General features: G+C 74.8%; 13 protein-coding genes and 1 pseudogene. 5 read left to right on the top strand and 9 right to left on the bottom strand.

Features of this window, described 5'->3' with window-relative positions:
* Positions 1-37 precede the first annotated feature (37 nt).
* The 3 genes from ABD944_RS35140 to ABD944_RS35130 are packed head-to-tail and all read left to right on the top strand — an operon-like array spanning position 38 to position 2,562.
* The gene (locus ABD944_RS35140) at positions 38-1,123 is read left to right on the top strand and encodes an S-(hydroxymethyl)mycothiol dehydrogenase (RefSeq protein WP_345184293.1); all 1,086 of its coding nucleotides are present in this window, start codon (positions 38-40) and stop codon (positions 1,121-1,123) included.
* Positions 1,123-1,767, top strand: coding sequence for an MBL fold metallo-hydrolase (locus tag ABD944_RS35135; RefSeq protein WP_345184291.1), 645 nt, complete (start codon positions 1,123-1,125; stop codon positions 1,765-1,767). Before ABD944_RS35140 ends, ABD944_RS35135 begins: the two co-directional genes overlap by 1 nt.
* A 51-nt stretch (positions 1,768-1,818) precedes the next feature.
* Complete coding sequence (locus tag ABD944_RS35130; RefSeq protein ID WP_345184288.1) at positions 1,819-2,562, top strand: hypothetical protein; 744 nt, start codon at positions 1,819-1,821, stop codon at positions 2,560-2,562.
* Positions 2,563-2,584: 22 nt separating this feature from the next.
* Here the strand turns inward: ABD944_RS35130 and ABD944_RS35125 are convergent, their stop codons facing one another.
* Both ABD944_RS35125 and ABD944_RS35120 read right to left on the bottom strand, forming a co-directional pair.
* Complete coding sequence (locus tag ABD944_RS35125; protein WP_345184286.1) at positions 2,585-4,186, bottom strand: adenylate/guanylate cyclase domain-containing protein; 1,602 nt, start codon at positions 4,184-4,186, stop codon at positions 2,585-2,587.
* Between the two features lie 74 nt (positions 4,187-4,260).
* Positions 4,261-4,755: a winged helix-turn-helix transcriptional regulator gene (locus ABD944_RS35120; protein ID WP_345184284.1), complete on the bottom strand. Its 495-nt coding sequence runs from the start codon at positions 4,753-4,755 to the stop codon at positions 4,261-4,263.
* Positions 4,756-4,846: 91 nt separating this feature from the next.
* Here ABD944_RS35120 and ABD944_RS35115 point away from each other — a divergent pair, with 91 nt between their 5' ends.
* Entirely contained in the window at positions 4,847-6,235 is a 1,389-nt protein-coding gene (locus tag ABD944_RS35115) for an MFS transporter (RefSeq protein ID WP_345184281.1), read from the top strand.
* Positions 6,236-6,241: 6 nt separating this feature from the next.
* Here ABD944_RS35115 and ABD944_RS35110 read toward each other — a convergent pair whose 3' ends face one another.
* The 3 genes from ABD944_RS35110 to ABD944_RS35100 are packed head-to-tail and all read right to left on the bottom strand — an operon-like array spanning position 6,242 to position 8,941.
* On the bottom strand, positions 6,242-7,639 hold the full coding sequence (locus ABD944_RS35110) for a vWA domain-containing protein (protein WP_345184279.1): 1,398 nt from the start codon (positions 7,637-7,639) through the stop codon (positions 6,242-6,244).
* Between the two features lies 1 nt (position 7,640).
* A complete protein-coding gene (locus ABD944_RS35105; protein WP_345184277.1) occupies positions 7,641-8,510 on the bottom strand; it encodes an AAA family ATPase in 870 nt (289 codons plus the stop codon).
* Positions 8,507-8,941 (bottom strand): hypothetical protein, encoded by a 435-nt coding sequence (locus ABD944_RS35100; protein ID WP_345184275.1) that lies wholly within the window; start codon positions 8,939-8,941, stop codon positions 8,507-8,509. The genes ABD944_RS35105 and ABD944_RS35100 overlap by 4 nt, the downstream gene beginning before the upstream one ends.
* Before the next feature lie 128 nt (positions 8,942-9,069).
* On the opposite strand from ABD944_RS35100, the gene ABD944_RS35095 reads away from it, so the two are divergent.
* Positions 9,070-9,411 carry a hypothetical protein gene (locus tag ABD944_RS35095; RefSeq protein ID WP_345184273.1) on the top strand — a complete coding sequence of 114 codons (342 nt, stop codon included), beginning with the start codon at positions 9,070-9,072 and terminating at the stop codon, positions 9,409-9,411.
* Positions 9,412-9,621: 210 nt separating this feature from the next.
* Here the strand turns inward: ABD944_RS35095 and ABD944_RS35090 are convergent, their stop codons facing one another.
* The 4 genes and pseudogenes from ABD944_RS35090 to ABD944_RS35075 form a co-directional block, all read right to left on the bottom strand.
* Complete coding sequence (locus ABD944_RS35090; protein WP_345184271.1) at positions 9,622-11,817, bottom strand: acyl-CoA dehydrogenase family protein; 2,196 nt, start codon at positions 11,815-11,817, stop codon at positions 9,622-9,624.
* Positions 11,818-11,892: 75 nt separating this feature from the next.
* A complete protein-coding gene (locus ABD944_RS35085) occupies positions 11,893-12,897 on the bottom strand; it encodes a TerC family protein (protein WP_345184269.1) in 1,005 nt (334 codons plus the stop codon).
* A gap of 227 nt (positions 12,898-13,124) precedes the next feature.
* Complete coding sequence (locus ABD944_RS35080; RefSeq protein WP_345184267.1) at positions 13,125-14,318, bottom strand: glycosyltransferase family 4 protein; 1,194 nt, start codon at positions 14,316-14,318, stop codon at positions 13,125-13,127.
* Positions 14,311-14,556 (bottom strand): annotated as a pseudogene (locus tag ABD944_RS35075) (virulence factor MviN); the annotation flags it as partial. The pseudogene ABD944_RS35075 and the gene ABD944_RS35080, both read right to left, overlap by 8 nt.

Raw genomic sequence — 14,556 nt, 5'->3', positions numbered from 1 at the left:
AGGGTCGGGGGAGGTCGAGACGACGAGAGGCGGCAGTATGGCGCAGCAGGTACGCGGGGTCGTCGCACCCGGCAAGGGTCAGCCGGTGCGGATCGAGACGATCGTCGTCCCGGACCCGGGGCCCGGCGAGGCGGTCGTCGACGTCCAGGCGTGCGGGGTCTGCCACACCGACCTGCACTACCGCGAGGGCGGGATCAACGACGAGTTCCCGTTCCTGCTCGGCCACGAGGCCGCCGGGGTCGTCGAGTCGGTGGGCGAGGGGGTGACCGAGGTCGCGCCCGGCGACTTCGTGATCCTCAACTGGCGCGCGGTGTGCGGGCAGTGCCGCGCCTGCAGGCGCGGACGCCCCTGGTACTGCTTCGACACCCACAACGCCGCCCAGAAGATGACCCTCGAGGACGGGACGGAGCTGTCGCCCGCGCTCGGCATCGGCGCGTTCGCCGACAAGACCCTCGTCGCGGCCGGGCAGTGCACCAAGGTCGACCCCGCGGCGCGGCCCGAGGCCGCCGGGCTGCTCGGGTGCGGGGTGATGGCGGGGCTCGGCGCGGCGATCAACACCGGCGGGGTCGGGCGCGGCGACTCGGTCGCGGTCATCGGCTGCGGCGGCGTCGGCGCGGCGGCCGTGCTCGGCGCCCGGCTGGCCGGGGCCGCCCGGATCATCGCCGTGGACCTGGACGAGCGCAAGCTCGCCACCGCGTCCTCCCTCGGGGCCACGCACACCGTGAACGGCGCGGAGAAGGACGTCGTCGCGACGGTGCGGGAGCTGACCGGCGGGTTCGGCGCGGACGTCGTCATCGACGCGGTCGGCCGCCCCGAGACCTACGAGCAGGCCTTCAACGCCCGCGACCTCGCCGGGACGGTGGTGCTGGTCGGCGTGCCGACCCCGGAGATGAGGCTGGAGCTGCCGCTGCTGGAGGTGTTCGGGCGCGGCGGGTCGCTGAAGTCGTCCTGGTACGGCGACTGCCTGCCGTCCCGCGACTTCCCCATGCTCATCGACCTCTACCTGCAGGGCCGCCTGGACCTCGACGCGTTCGTCTCCGAGACGATCCCGCTGGACGGCGTCGAGGCCGCGTTCGAGAAGATGCACCGCGGCGACGTGCTGCGCTCGGTGGTGGTGCTCTGATGGCCCGCGGATCCGGGGAACTGCGCGTCGACCGCCTCGTCACGTCCGGGACGTTCTCGCTGGACGGCGGGACGTGGGACGTCGACAACAACGTCTGGATCGTCGGCGACGACAGCGAGGCGATCGTCATCGACGCCGCGCACGACGCCGAGGCCATCGCGGCGGCGCTCGGCGACCGCCGGCTGGTGGCGATCGTGTGCACGCACGGGCACGACGACCACATCGACGCGGCGCCCGCCCTGCGGGCCCGCACGGGCGCGCCCGTCCTGCTGCACCCGGACGACCTGATGCTGTGGAAGCAGCGGCACCCGGACGCCTCGCCCGACGGGGAGCTGTCCGACGGCCAGGTCGTCACGGTCGCGGGCACCGGCCTGACGGTCCTGCACACGCCCGGCCACAGCCCCGGCGCGGTGTGCCTCCACGCGCCCGACCTGGCGACGGTGTTCTCCGGCGACACCCTGTTCAGCGGCGGCCCCGGCGCGACGGGCCGGTCGTTCTCCGACTTCCCGACGATCATCGCCTCGATCCGGGAGCGGCTGCTGACGCTTCCGCCGGAGACGACCGTCCGCACCGGGCACGGCGACTCCACCACCGTCGGCGCGGAGGCCCCGCATCTCGAGGAATGGATAGCCCGCGGCCACTGACCGGGATAGTGTCCCCGGTGGCGGACAGCCGTCCACGGCCGGGAGGGTGCGATGCGGCGCAGGGCACCGCTGGCGCTCCTGCTGTGCGGGGCGGTCGCGGGCTGCGGCCAGAGCGCGCGCGGCGCGGACGTGCCGGCGCCGGCCGTGCCGCCGCCGACCGCGCCGCCCGTGTCGGCCTCCGCGCCTCCGGCGAGCCCTCCTCCCCCGGCCGGCGTCCCCGCGACCGGCGAGCCCGTGCCGCTCGGGCGGGTCGCGGGGTGGCGCATCACCACGTACTACACGGCGCTGGAAAGCCTGTACGACGGCGAGCGGAAAGCGGTGCGCGGCTGCGCCCGCTTCCACTGCTCGCGCGGGAAGACCCCGCTCGGCTCCTATCCGAAGGACTTCCTCAAGGTCGTCCAGACCGAGGGCAGCGGGCGCGTCACCGAGGGGCCCGAGCGGGGCCGGTACCTGAACTGGTCGCACAGCGTCGGCTTCTGGCTGGACGACACCACCCGCGACTCGCGGGGGCGCCCGCTACGGGCGTGGGCGTCGGCGGCGGCCGACAGGTCCGTGCTGGCGCGGGGACGGCGGTTCGCGATCCTCGACTGCGGTGAGGACGGCGGCGGCCGCGCCGTCGAGGACGAGGTGTGCGCGGCGTTCCGGAAGGCCCGCTGGACGGTCACCGACCTGTTCCGCCCCGGATACGGCGGCCAGAACCACGCCGACGTCTACATCGGCGAGGAGAAGGGCTCGCGGCTGGCCGGGTCGCCGTTCTACACGACGCTGAGCGGCGCCACGCTCGTGGGGTCCTAGGACGTCCCGGACGCGGCGGCGGCTAGGACGGGACGCGCTCGACCGGGCGCGGTGAGGCGAGGCGGGTCGGCTGCGTCCGGCCCCGCAGGGTGACCTCGTCGCCGAGCGACCAGTGCGCCGCCTCGTCCGGTCCCGCCCCGGCGAGGAGGGAGCCCGCCGCCAGCACGCGCTCGCGGGTGGTCTTGGCCATGTCGGTGAGGCGGGCCGCCTCGTTCACCGGGTCGCCGATCACGGTGTACTCGAACCGCTCCTCGGCGCCGATGTGCCCGGCGACGGCCTCGCCCGCCGAGACGCCCACGGCGGCGCTCAGCGCCGGGACGTCCTCGCGCAGCCGGCGGGCCAGCTCGCGGGACGCGGCGAGCGCGCGGACGGGCGCGCCGTCCAGCGCGAGCGGCGCCCCGAAGATGGCCAGCGCGGCGTCGCCCTCGAACTTGTTGATCCAGCCGCCGTGCGCGCCGATCACCTCGACGACCACGGCGAAGAAGTCGTTCAGCAGCCGGACGACCTCGGCGGGCGGCCGGTCGGCCGCGAGCCGCGTGGAGCCGATGATGTCCACGAAGATCACCGCGACCTCGCGCAGCTCGCCGCCGAGGTCGATGCCGCGCTCCACCGCGACGCGCGCGGCGTCCGCGCCGACCTGGCGGCCGAACAGGTCCCGCAGCCGCTCGTGCTCGCGCAGCCCGGCCGCCATGTGGTTGAACCCGGCCTGCAGCAGCCCGACCTCGCTGGCGTCGTAGACGGGGACCTCGACGTCCAGGTCGCCGCGCTCGATCCGGGCGAGGCCGAGCCGCACCGACTCGACGGGGTCGGCGATGGCGCGGGCGGCGCCGTAGGTGACGCCGAGCCCGACGACCAGCGCGATGCCGCCGAGCGCGAGGACGGCGACGGCGAACTCCCGCACGGTGATCCTGGCGATGACGAAGGACCCGATCGCGAGGGTCATCAGCCCGAGGATCGGGACGGCGGTGCCGAGGCCCCAGGCCAGCACGGAACGGGCGACGACGCCGGGCAGCCCGGTCCGGCGCGGCATCTCGCTGCGCAGCGCGGTCGTCACCGCGCGCCGCAGCAGCCGCTCCGTCAGCAGGTAGACGACCGTGCAGGTGGTGAGGCCGCCGAGCAGGCTCGTCAGGCCCAGCTTGACGGCGAGCAGGCCCGAGAAGGGGGCGTTGATGACGACCCAGCCGACCGTCCCGATCCCCCACAGCGTCAGGTGCAGGGCCATCAGCCGCAGCGGCCCGTACAGCAGCAGGGAGCGCTCGTGCCGGTCGGGTTCGTCGTGCCGTTCGACCATGCGCCGGACGCGGCGGAAGAACCGTTCGCCGAGGACGAGGCCGACCGGCACCGCGGCGGTGACGTAGAGGGTGAAGACGACCAGGTTGACGAGCCGGATCCGCTCGGACACCTCGCCGACGGGGTCGGGGACGACGACCGCGAACGCGAGCACGACCAGGGCGCCGCCGAGGTTCGCCAGCGCGGTGGAGATCCGCACCAGGACCCTGGCCCGGTGGGCGATCTGGGCCCGGGTGTCGTCCGGGCCGCCGTCGATCAGCCGCCACAGGGGGCCGAGCACGCTGCCCGGCCGGAACCGGGCGCGGGGGGCGGTCTCGGCCCTTTCGGTGTTCATGAGCGAGGAGATTATCTGGTCGAATCCCCACAGACCCCACCGCCGGCGAGCGACCTCGGCGAGGGATCGCTCACTCAGGTGCGGATCGGCTCCAGCAGCCGGTGCGGGTTGCGCAGGAGCATGCTGACCGGGTCGGTGCGGCGGCGGACGCCGGGCCCGGCGTGGATCTCCAGCTCGTCCGGGGCGACGTGCCGCCCGCACGCGGCGCATCCCCCGTCCGGGCCGATCTCGGTCCCGCAGGCGAGGTGGACGAAGACGCGGCACGGCTCGGCGGACAGGTGGTCCTCCGCCCAGCGGGCGAGGGTGTGGACGACGGGCCACAGCTCCTTGCCCATCTCCGTCAGCACGTAGTCGTGGCCGTCCTTGACGAGGACGCCGGCGTCGACCAGCGACTGCAGCCGCGCCGACAGCACGGCGCGGGGGATGTCCAGGTGGACGAGGAAGTCGCTGAAGCGGCGGACGCCGTAGAAGGCGTCCCGGACGATCAGCAGCGTCCAGCGCTCCCCGACGACCTCCAGCGCGCGGGCCAGCGAGCAGTCCTGCGCCGCGTAGTCCTTGCCGAGTGCCATGCCACCACAGTACCCGCCCGGGGGTTCATTGATTGAACTCTGCCGTGCTACCGTCACCCCATTCAGTTCGTTCAATGAACTTGGAGACCGCATGACGACCCTGGCGACCCCCCGCGCCGCGCGCAGCGCGCCCGGCACCGCCGCCGCGCTGACGCTGCCGGCCGCCGCCACCCTCCTGGCCCTGATGAACTACTGCGCCCCCGCGGCGACGCTGGCCGACACCGCCCGCGGGCTTCACGCCGGGGCGACCGCGCAGATCTGGCTGATGAGCTCGATCAGCCTCGGCCTCGCGGCGGCGCTGCTGGCCGCGGGCAGCCTCGCCGACGACCACGGGCGCAGGCGCGTGTTCGTGATCGGCGCGGTGGCGCTCGCCGTCTCCAGCGTCGCGTGCGCGCTCGCGCCCAACGCCGCGGTGTTCATCGCGGGCCGCGTCGCGCAGGGCGCGGCCAGCGCCGCCCTGCTGGTGACCGGACTCGGCATCGTCGGCGCCTCGTTCCCGCCGGGTCCCCGGCGGGCGCGGGCCACCGGCCTGTGGGGCGCGATGGTCGGCCTCGGCATCGCGCTCGGCCCCATCGCCGCGGCCGGGCTGACCTCCGCCGGCGGCTGGCGGCTGTGGTACTGGGCCACGGTGGCCGCGTCCGCGGCGCTCGCCGCGGCGGCCTCCCGCGCGCTCACCGAGTCGCGGGCCGAGCGTCCGCGCGGCGTGGACGTGCCGGGACTGGCCACGATGAGCCTCGGCGTGGCGGCGCTGGTGGCCGCGATCACCTGGGGCCGCACCGGCTGGACGTCCCCGGGCGTCCTCGCGCTGTTCGCCGCCGCGGCCGTCCTGCTGTCCGCGTTCGTCCTCGTCGAGGCGCGGCGGCGGGAGCCGATGGTCGAGCTCGCCCTGTTCCGGCGGCCGGCGTTCCTGCTGTCGGTGACGGGGGCGCTCGTCACCGGGCTCGCCGTGATCGGGGTCATGACCTACCTGGCGACGATGATGAGCCTGGTGATGGGCCTGTCCGCGATCGCGGCGGCGCTGGTGCTGGCGATCTGGTCCGGGCTGTCGTTCGTCGTCGCCCTGCAGGCCCACCGCCTCCCGGCGCGGCTGCCCGTCCGGCGCCTGCTCGCCGCCGGGTTCGCGCTCGCCGGCGTCAGCGAGCTCGCGCTGGCGGCCCTGGCCCCGGACGCGCACTGGTGGCGGCTCGTGCCGGGCCTCGCCGCCGCCGGCGTCGCGAGCGGCCTGACCAACGCGATGCTCGCCCGGCTCGCCGTGGAGAGCGTCCCCGCCGACCGCGCCAGCATGGGGGCGGGCGCCAACAACACCGCCCGCTACATCGGGGCGTCGCTGGGCGTGGCGATCGTCGGGGCCGTCGCGACGGGGTTCGGGCACGACGCGGCCTCGCTGGCGCACGGCACGAACGTCGCGATGGTCGTCTCGGCCGTCGCCGCGCTCGCCTACGCCGTCCTCGCCCTGGTCATCCGCGACCGGGCCTCCTGAACCCGGCTAGGCGAGCTCCTCGATGAAGGCGGCCAGCTGGGTCAGGTTCCGGCACTCGTACATCGGGACCAGCTCGCCGTAGCGGGACGCGGCCGAGTCGCCGGTGTCCCACTGGGAGCGCGGCTCCGGGTTGAGCCAGTACGCGTGCCGGGCCCGGTCCGCCATCGACCGCACGATCGGCAGGGACAGCTCCCCGTAGTTGGACCGGGCGTCGCCGAGGATCAGCAAGGACGTCCTCGGAGTGACGGCGTCGCGGTACTTGTCGTCGAACACCTTGAAGGCGTGGCCGTAGTTGGACCGGCCCGTGATCCACACGAGGTCGGCCTCGGCGGCGAGGCGGGTCATCGCGCCGGTGACGTCCGCGCCCGGCGCGAAGTACTTGGTGATCTCGTCGGTGGCGTCGATGAAGGCGAACGCGCGGACCTTGGTGAACTGCTCCCGCAGCGCGAACGTCAGCAGCAGCGTGAAGTGCGCGAACGCCGACACCGAGTCGCTGGCGTCGCACAGCACCACCAGCTCGGGCCGGTGCGGGCGCCGCGGCCGGTGGTGGGTGGCGAGCGGCACTCCCCCGCTGGACAGGGACGCGCGGACCGTCCGGCGGAAGTCGAGCCGGCCCCGCCGCCCGTGCCGCTGCTTCTGGACGAGCCGGGTCGCCAGCCTGCGCGCCAGCGGGTAGACCTCGCGGCGCAGCGCCTCCATCTCGGCGCGGGTCGCGCCGGCGAAGTCGAGCCGTTCCAGCGGGGGGCGCACGGCGATGCGGGCGGTCCGCTCGACCCCGGTGTCCTCGGCGATGCGGCGCCGCACCTCGCCCGCGACGAGGCCGGAGAACCGGGAGATGCGGTCGCGGAACGTCCGGCGCGCGACGCGCTCGGCCATGCCGCCGCGCTCCCGCCCGGCCAGGACCGACTCCAGCAGCCGCGCCATCAGGGTCTCCGGCGACAGCGCGCTCATCACGCCGGAGGAGAACCACGACTCCTGCCCGGGCGTCCGGCCGTACTCGGCGACGGCCAGCCGGGCGAACCGGCGCAACCCGGCGTCGTCCCCGGACAGGAGCAGGTCGGCGAGCTCCTCCCGGCGCCGCTGCACCCGCGGGTCGAGCGCAGCGGGGACGGGCCTGCCGTCGTCGTCGACCGTCCTCGCCGGGCGCCCGGGGTCGGGCGCCGCTCCCGCGCCGTCCCCGACGGCCGCCGGGAACCACAGGTCGAAGAGCGTGTCGAACGTCGCGCGGTGCTGGGGCCGCTTGACGACCGTCGCGGCGTACGCGGCGCGCAGCGACTCCCGGTCGAGCAGGTCGACGGCCCGCACGGCGCGCACCGCGTCCAGCCCCTCGGCGACCGACACCGGCAGCCCGGCCCGCCGCAGCTCCGCGACGAACCCGGTGTGCCGGTCGACGAGTGAGGCCATGTCAGCCGCTCAACCCGAGTTCCTTGGCGGCGCGCTCCTGGTCGGAGGCGTGCTTGAGGACGACGCCGAGGGTGCGGCCCACGGCGGCCTCGTCCAGGTCGTCCAGGCCGAGGGCCAGCAGGGTGCGGGCCCAGTCGACGGTCTCCGCGATCGACGGCGCCTTCTTGATCTCCAGGTCGCGCAGCGTGCCGACGGTGCGGACGAGCTGCTCGGCCAGCTCCGCCTCGATGCCCGGCACCTGCGCGAGGACGATGTCGCGCTCCCGGTCGGGCGCCGGATAGTCCAGGTGCAGGTAGAGGCAGCGGCGCTTGAGCGCCTCCGACAGCTCCCGCGCCGCGTTCGAGGTGATCAGCACGAACGGGCGGCGGACCGCCGCCACCGTCCCGAGCTCGGGGATCGTCACCTGGAAGTCCGACAGCACCTCCAGCAGCATGCCCTCGACCTCGACGTCGGCCTTGTCCGCCTCGTCGATGAGCAGGACCGTCGGGTCGCTGCGGCGGATCGCCGCCAGCAGCGGCCGCTCCAGCAGGAACTCCTCGGAGAAGATGTCGTCGTGGGTCTCCTGCCAGGCCCGGTCGGCCGGAGCGGCCTGGATCGCGAGGAGCTGCTTCTTGTAGTTGAACTCGTAGAGCGCGCGGGCCTCGTCCAGGCCCTCGTAGCACTGCAGGCGGATCAGCTCCGCGCCGGTCGCCGCCGCCACCGCCTTCGCCAGCTCCGTCTTGCCGACCCCCGCCGGCCCCTCCACCAGCAGCGGCTTGCCGAGCGCCTGCGCCAGGAACACCGTCGTGGCGATCTCGTCGTCGGCGAGGTAGCGGACGCCGGCGAGCCTGCGCCCGGCGTCGGCGGGTGAGGCGAACATCGCGTCGGTCATTCCTTGCCCTTCCGCGCGGCGGCCTTCTTGTAGGTCTGGTTGGTCCCGGCGAACACGAGCGACGCCTTGTCCTCGCTGAGCGCGACGCCCCAGTAGGACGCGGTCTTCGGGTCGCCGCCGTTCCACGAGAAGCGGTACCTGCCGCCGCCCTCGGGGATGGCCGAACCGCTCCACAGCTTCTGCCGGCCCCGCACCCACACGCCGCTGCCGTCGGCCTTGAACTGGAAGTAGTCCTTGGCCGCGCCGACCCAGCGTCCCACCAGCGGCTTGACGTCGGCGGCCCGCACCGCCGGCAGCGGCGCCAGCGTGGTGGGCGGAGCGGACGGCGCGGCGTCCGCGGCCTGCTTCTCACCGCCGCCGCATCCCGCGAGGGCCAGCCCGGCCGCGGCGGCGCAGGCGGCGAGGGCGGTCGAACGGGCCCGCACTGTCACGGGGACCTCCGGATTTCCTGGGACAAGAGCGGAATCCTACCTGCGCGTCCGCTCACACCTGAGGGGTAGCCGCCACATGGCACCGGGGAGTGACGCGGCAGCCCTCCCCGCCCGCCTATAACGGTGTCATGACGACCCCACGACTGCCGCGCGACGACCTCACGGCGGCCATGGCGGCCCGGCGCGAGCTGGGGCCCGACTATGACGACGCCTTCATCGAGACGGTCGTCGACCGCATCGAGGAGACCCTCGACGCCCGCGCCGCCGCGCCGCGCTCCCGCCGCCGCGCCCCGGCGCCCGAGCCGCGGCACGGCGACCGCGACCACAGCCTGGCCATGGCGGTGCTGTCGCTGCTCGCCGCGATCCCGCTCAGCGCGATCGCCGTCGTCAACGCGGGCCTTCCCGGCCTCCTCATCGCCCTGGCCGGCATCGTCATCGTCAACTTCACCTACACCTTCCGGCCGCGCTGACCCAGGGGGGCGACCCCCTGGAACCCCCGTCACGAGCCGGGCGATCCTCACGCCACTGTGCGGCTCGTCGTGCCCGTGCGGGTGGGTCGGTGTCGCTCCGGTCGCCCGGCTCGACGGGCAGGCGCGTTGCGCTCGCTGCGCTCGCTCCACGCGCCTGCCCGTGGCCGGGGGCTGGGGTTCCTGCCCGTGGCCGGGGCTGGGGTCGTGGGGTTACTTGCCTGGTTCGGGGTCGCGGGGGAGGCCGAGGATGCGTTCGCCGATGATGTTGAGCTGCACCTCGGTGGTGCCGCCGTAGATCGTCATCGCGCGGCTGAACAGCATGGCGCGGCCCACGATGCCGCTCTCGGCCATCGGGACCTCGGTGGCCGCGGCCGCGCCCTGCGCCGCCCAGCAGTGGTCGGCGACGTCCTGGTTGAACTGGACGCCGAGCAGCTTGCGGACGCTGGCCTCCGCGCCCGGCTCCACGCCGTTCAGCTGCTTGAGCGTGGTGCGCAGGCCGAGCAGGTCGATCGACTGGCCCTGGGCGACGAGCCTGCCGACCTCGGCGGCCGCGACCGCGTCCAGCTCCCGGTTCGCGAAGAACCGCAGCAGCTCGGGGACGCCCATGCCGAGGCCGCCGCCGGTCGACAGCGACACCCGCTCGTTGGACAGGGTGTTGCGCGCGACCTGCCAGCCCTGGTTGACCTCGCCCACCACCCGGTCGTCGGGGACGAAGACGCCGTCCAGGAAGACCTCGTTGAACAGCGCGTCGCCGGTCAGCTCCCGCAGCGGGCGGACGTCCACGCCCTCGGACGCCATGTCGACGAGGAAGTAGGTGATGCCGTCGTGCTTGGCCGCGGCGGGGTCGGTGCGGGCGATGCAGAAGCCCCACTGGGCGTGCTGGGCGAGCGACGTCCAGATCTTCTGGCCGGTGAGCCTCCAGCCGCCCTCGACCCGCTCGGCCTTCATCGACAGGGACGCCAGGTCCGAGCCGGCGCCCGGCTCGGAGAACAGCTGGCACCACACGATCTTCCCGCGCAGCGTCGGCCGCAGGAACCGCTCCTTCTGCTCGTCGGTCCCGTAGCGGACGAGCGAGGGCACCAGCCAGGCGCCGATCCCGAGATTCGGCGTCTTGACCTTGGCGGCCCGCAGCTCCTGCTGGATCAGGATCTGCTCGACCGGCCCGGCCTCGCGCCCCCACGGCCTGGGGAAGTGCGGGACGGTCCAGCCCTCGTCGCCGAGGCGCTCGGCCAGCGCGTCCTTGTCCTCGATCGCGGCCAGCTCGGCGATCTCGGCGCGGATCCGCTCGCGCAGCGGCTGGGCGTCCTCGTCCAGCTCCAGCACGACCTCGCGGCGCCCGCCGTCCAGCGCGAGCGCGGCGACCTTGGCGGCCCAGCCCTTGGACGGGCCGAGCAGCGCCCGCAGCGTCAGGGCGCGGCGCAGGTAGACGTGGGCGTCGTGCTCCCACGTGAAGCCGATGCCGCCGAGGATCTGGATGGCGTCGCGGGCGGTCTGCACCCCGGCGTCCACCGCGATGACGGCTGCCACGGCGGCGGCGAACCCGGCCTCCTCCGTGCCCTCGTCCAGGGCGCGGGCGGCGTCCCAGGCGGCGGCGCGGGCCTGCTCCAGGGCGATCAGGCTGCGGGCGGCCTTGTGCTTGACGCCCTGGAACTGCCCGATCGGGCGGCCGAACTGCTCGCGGACCTTCGCGTACTCGGCGGCGGTCGTCACCAGCCACCCCGCCAGGCCCGCGGCCTCGGCGCCGAACAGCGCGGCGGCCAGGTCCCGGACCCGGCCGGCGGTGAGGCCGTCCAGGACGCGGTCGGCGGCGACGGAGGCGCCGGAGACCTCGACGGAGGCGACGCGCCGGACCCGGTCCAGGCTCGGCACCGGGGTGACGGCGAGGTCGGCCGCGTCCAGCGCGACCCACTGCTCGCCGTCGTCCACGGCGACGGGCAGCACGAGCACGTCGGCGAGCGCGGCGCCGAGCACCGTGGCCGCCGTCCCCGACACCACGAGCGCGTCGCCCTCGCGGCGGCCGGTCAGCTCGCCGTCCAGCGCGACGGCGGCCGTCCGCGACCCGTCGGCGAGGCCCGGGAGCAGCTCCGCTCGCAGCTTGGCGTTGCTGGAGGCGTCGATGACCGTGCTGGCGAGCACGGTCGGCAGGAACGGGCCGGGCGCGGCCGCGCGGCCCAGCTCCTCCAGCACGACCGACAGCTCCAGCAGGCCGAAGCCCTGCCCGCCGTGCTCCTCGTCCAGGTGCAGGCCCAGCAGGCCCTGCTCGGCGAGGGCCGGCCAGAACCCGGGCCTCGTCTCCTCCTCCGCGTCCAGCGCGGCCCGGACGGCCGTCGCCGGAATGTTGCGCTCGGCGAAGCCGCGCACCGAATCGGCGAGCGCCTCATGCTCCTCGGTCAGCCCGATGGCCATGCGTCAACCCTCTCTCGACCCTTTTGACCGAGATTCTAGAACAGCATTCGGATGATGGGGGGACGCGGTCCGCTCTCAGCTCTCGCGTGTCGCGCCGGTCTCCGCCCCGGCGGCGGGCTCGGCCTCCGGGAGCGGCTCGCGGGACGGCCTGCGGCCCGCGGCGAGGCTCGCCACCGCGGTGGCGGCCAGCGTCCCGGCGATCACGGCGAGCGACAGCCAGATCGGGATCTCGGGGGCCCAGCCGGCGCCGTACTCGTGCAGCGCGTGCAGGATCAGCTTGACGCCGATGAACCCGAGGATGAACGCCAGGCCGTGCCCGAGGTAGACGAGGCGGTCGGCGAGGCCGCCGAGCAGGAAGTACAGCTGGACGAGGCCCATGAGCGCGAACGCGTTGGCGGTGAAGACCAGGTACGGCTCGGTCGTGAGCCCGAAGATCGCGGGGATGGAGTCCAGCGCGAACAGCACGTCGGTCGAGCCGATAGCGATCATCACGATGGCCATCGGGGTGACCAGCCGGCGCCCGCCCCGCCGGGTGAGGAACCGGCTGCCGTCGTACTCGTCCGACGTCGGGATGACGCGCTTGGCCCAGCGCAGCAGCGCGTTCTCCTTGAACTCGTCCTCGTCGCCGCCGCGGACCAGGCCGATCGCCGTCCAGATGAGGAACGCGCCGAACAGGAAGAACACCCAGGTGAAGGTCGCGATGGCTGCGGCGCCGACCGCGATGAACGCGCCGCGCAGCACCAGCGCGATCACGATGCCCGCCATCAGCACCGTGTGCTGGGCGTGCTTGGGCACGGCGAACCTGGCGAGGATCACCATGAACACGAAGAGGTTGTCGACGCTGAGGCTCTTCTCCATGACGAAGCCGCCGAAGTACTGCGCGGCGTGCTCACCGCCGGAGAAGAGCCAGACGCCGAGGCCGAAGAGCACGGCGAGACCGATGTAGACCACCGACCAGAAGGCGGCGCGGCGGGTGGTGAACTCCCGCGTGTCATTGCGGTGGATCAGGAACAGGTCGGCGGCGATGATCGCAAGGATCGCCGCGATGGTGAGGCCCCAGACAAGGGGTGAGACCGACAACGTGAACACCTCCGGCGGACATGAGACGAGCGCCGGAGGTCTCTCCCGCCCTGCGATCGGGTACGGGCCGCGGAACCCGGGCCGGCATGGGCCGACCGTACTGACGAGAACCGCGCGCGGGGATACTCCCCTCCGCTTACCTGCTTCAACGCGGGCCGCTCCGGGGCGGTTCCCCTCCCCCGCGATTTTTCGGCGCCGCCTTCGAACCCGAGCGCGGGAAACCGCGTCTAAGGTCCGGTCAGCTCCAGGTACAGCCCCGCCAGCTGGTCAACGGCGTCGTCCTCGCCGGGCATCAGCGCCGACCGCCGGGCGGCGGCCGAGCCCAGCCGCGCCGCGAGCGCCGGATCGTCCAGGACGCGGCTCACCGCGCGCCCGAGCGCCTCCGCGTCGTTCGGCGGCACCAGCAGCGCCGCGTCGGACTCGGGCCCCTGCAGCAGCGCGGCGTCCTCGCCCCGCTCCCCGGCGCCCACCATCCCCGGGATCCCGCCGACGCGGGTCGCGACCAGAGGCCGGCCCGCCCGCAGGATCTCCTGGACGACCAGCGGCTGCCCCTCCCACACGCTCGGCACGACCGCCACATCGCAGGCGGCCAGCAGTCCGGCGACGTCGGAGCGGCGGCCGAGCAGCAGGACCGGCAGGTCCTCGGCCTCGATCCGGGCGCGCAGCTCGCCCTCCAGCGGCCCGTCGCCCGCGATCGCGACGAGCGGCGGCGGGGTCCGTCCCGCCCACGCCGCCGCGGCGTCCAGCAGCGTCGGCAGGCCCTTCTGCTCGGCGAGCCGGGCGACGGTGACGACCAGCGGCCGCTCCCCCACGCCGAGCTCGGCCCGCACGTCGGCGCGGACGGCGGGACCGGGCGGCGCCTGCGGCGCGGGCGCCGGGACGACGGCGTGCCCGACCGACCGGGCGCCGAGCGCCCGCATCCGCTCCTCCAGATCGGGCGAGACGCCGAGGACGCGGGTGGCGCCGCGCGCGACCACGCGTTCCAGCAGCCCGTAGACCGCGGCCGTCCGGCCACCGGCGATGACGGCGTTGTGGAGCGTGACGACCAGCGGCGGGCCGCCGCGGCCGGGGCGCAGCGGGCCCGGCACGACGCGCGCGCACGCCGCCACCGCGAGGGCCCCGGCGCGCAGGCCGTGGGCGTGGACGACGTCGGCGTCGCGCAGCAGCCGCCGCAGCCGGGCGACGGCTCTGGCGTCGCTCGCCGGACGGGGCCGGTCGGCAAGGTCGACCTCGGCGAACCGCGCGCCCCCGGCACCGAACCCGAACAGCTCGTCGGTGGCGGCGGGCCCGCACACCACGACGCGGGCACCGCGCTCGACCAGGCCGTCGGCGACGGAACGGACGTGCCGGCCGACGCCGCCGGCGGCGGTGCCGAGGACGAGCGCGACGCGCAGCCCGTCCAGATCCTGCCTGTCAGACATTGCGGGTGACCTTCCGGGTGAGGACGGCCCGCAGGTCCCGGCCGTCGATCACGAATGCGATGATCAGGAAGACGGCGCCGGCGGCCAGCGCGGCGAGCGCCCCGGTCCCGACGTTGCGCAGTTCCCCGGCCGGGCCCGTCCCGCCGAGGCCGAGCAGCGCCGCCGTCGCGTACCCGGCGGCGTCGAGCGCGGCGGCGCCGAGCAGCCCGGCGGCCAGGGCCCGCGGCACGCCGCGCAC

The sequence above is a fragment of the Actinomadura verrucosospora genome (assembly GCF_039540335.1).
In the GTDB taxonomy this organism is placed as follows: domain Bacteria; phylum Actinomycetota; class Actinomycetes; order Streptosporangiales; family Streptosporangiaceae; genus Spirillospora; species Spirillospora verrucosospora.
Note: the sequence above shows the minus strand (reverse complement) of the source record. Positions and strands in the feature narration are given on the sequence as shown.

What these genes read in the sequence shown, in the direction of transcription:
- ABD944_RS35105 (WP_345184277.1), bottom strand. Translation starts at nt 8,510, where the DNA reads ATGACCGACGCGATGTTCGCCTCACCCGCCGACGCCGGGCGCAGGCTC.
- ABD944_RS35135 (WP_345184291.1), top strand. Translation starts at nt 1,123, where the DNA reads ATGGCCCGCGGATCCGGGGAACTGCGCGTCGACCGCCTCGTCACGTCC.
- ABD944_RS35130 (WP_345184288.1), top strand. Translation starts at nt 1,819, where the DNA reads ATGCGGCGCAGGGCACCGCTGGCGCTCCTGCTGTGCGGGGCGGTCGCG.
- ABD944_RS35120 (WP_345184284.1), bottom strand. Translation starts at nt 4,755, where the DNA reads ATGGCACTCGGCAAGGACTACGCGGCGCAGGACTGCTCGCTGGCCCGC.
- ABD944_RS35080 (WP_345184267.1), bottom strand. Translation starts at nt 14,318, where the DNA reads ATGTCTGACAGGCAGGATCTGGACGGGCTGCGCGTCGCGCTCGTCCTC.
- ABD944_RS35125 (WP_345184286.1), bottom strand. Translation starts at nt 4,186, where the DNA reads ATGAACACCGAAAGGGCCGAGACCGCCCCCCGCGCCCGGTTCCGGCCG.
- ABD944_RS35095 (WP_345184273.1), top strand. Translation starts at nt 9,070, where the DNA reads ATGACGACCCCACGACTGCCGCGCGACGACCTCACGGCGGCCATGGCG.
- ABD944_RS35115 (WP_345184281.1), top strand. Translation starts at nt 4,847, where the DNA reads ATGACGACCCTGGCGACCCCCCGCGCCGCGCGCAGCGCGCCCGGCACC.
- ABD944_RS35110 (WP_345184279.1), bottom strand. Translation starts at nt 7,639, where the DNA reads ATGGCCTCACTCGTCGACCGGCACACCGGGTTCGTCGCGGAGCTGCGG.
- ABD944_RS35090 (WP_345184271.1), bottom strand. Translation starts at nt 11,817, where the DNA reads ATGGCCATCGGGCTGACCGAGGAGCATGAGGCGCTCGCCGATTCGGTG.
- ABD944_RS35140 (WP_345184293.1), top strand. Translation starts at nt 38, where the DNA reads ATGGCGCAGCAGGTACGCGGGGTCGTCGCACCCGGCAAGGGTCAGCCG.